At 56.9% G+C, this 1,224-nt stretch carries 1 protein-coding gene; it reads right to left on the bottom strand.

All coding sequences use genetic code 11. The features are described from left to right. Positions 1–159: 159 nt before the first annotated feature. Positions 160–1,140 (bottom strand): IS5-like element IS1384 family transposase, encoded by a 981-nt coding sequence (locus tag E3D03_RS20815; RefSeq protein WP_010466230.1) that lies wholly within the window; start codon positions 1,138–1,140, stop codon positions 160–162. Positions 1,141–1,224: the final 84 nt, after the last annotated feature.

Genomic DNA, 1,224 nt, shown 5'->3' with positions numbered 1-1,224 from the left:
GGCAGTACGGTTAGGGATGGTCTGAAGTAGCCATGTATTTCCCCGGCATACCACCTAGCGCAACTTTTAAACTCGCCAAATGATCAAAAAACAATCAATTCGACGAGTATTTCTTACGTTTTCGCCACCCGGACCCCACTCCGGTGGCCATTTCCCGCATTACAGGCGCACCTCTCCTGCATTCGTCAGTAAATGTCGGCGCGCCATCCACAGGTTCGACAGAGCGAACAGTGTCACCAGTTGCGCCGTGTTTTTGGCCAAGCCGCGAAAGCGCACCTTGGTGTAACCGAACTGGCGCTTGATTACCCGGAACGGATGCTCGACCTTGGCGCGCACCTGAGCCTTGGCCTTTTCAATCTTGCGCTTGGCTTTGTACAGCACGCTGCGCTTATCGAGTTTTTTGTAGGTGCTGCGGCGTGCCGCCACCTGCCAGATAACTTCACGTCCTTCATGCTCGGGCCGCTTTTCGACACCGGTGTAGCCTGCATCGGCGCAGACCACGTTTTCGTCGCCATGCAGCAATTTGTCCACCTGGGTGACATCCGCCACATTGGCCGCCGTGCCCACTACGCTGTGCACCAGACCCGATTCGTCATCGGCGCCGATGTGGGCCTTCATGCCAAAATAATACTGGTTTCCCTTCTTGGTCTGGTGCATTTCCGGGTCGCGCTTGCCGTCCTTGTTCTTGGTCGAACTGGGCGCATTGATCAGCGTTGCATCGACGATGGTGCCCTGGCGCAGCGACAGGCCGCGGTCGCCCAGATAGCCATTGATGACAGCGAGGATGCCGGCCGCCAGCTCGTGTTTCTCCAGCAAGCGGCGGAAGTTGAGAATGGTGGTTTCGTCGGGGATGCGCTCCAGGTTCAGCCCGGCAAACTGGCGCAGGATCGTGGTTTCGTACAGCGCTTCCTCCATCGCTGGATCGCTGTAGCCGAACCAGTTCTGCAGCAGATGCACACGCAGCATCGCCATCAACGGGTAGGCCGGACGGCCACCTTCACCTTTCGGATAATGTGGCTCGATCAAAGCAATCAAGCCCTTCCACGGCACCACCCGATCCATCTCGATCAGGAACAACTCCTTGCGGGTTTGCTTGCGCTTGCCAGCGTACTCGGCGTCGGCGAAGGTCATCTGCTTCATCGGGAAACTCGGTGGGTGGGGTCGCGGTATTTTGCCAAATCAGAAAGTCTTTTTCAGAGTTTCCTTAGAAATCGAGTCGAATGA

Source organism: Paracoccus sp. DMF (genome assembly GCF_004407025.1).
Classification (GTDB): Bacteria; Pseudomonadota; Alphaproteobacteria; order Rhodobacterales; family Rhodobacteraceae; genus Paracoccus; species Paracoccus aminovorans_B.
Note: the sequence above shows the minus strand (reverse complement) of the source record. Positions and strands in the feature narration are given on the sequence as shown.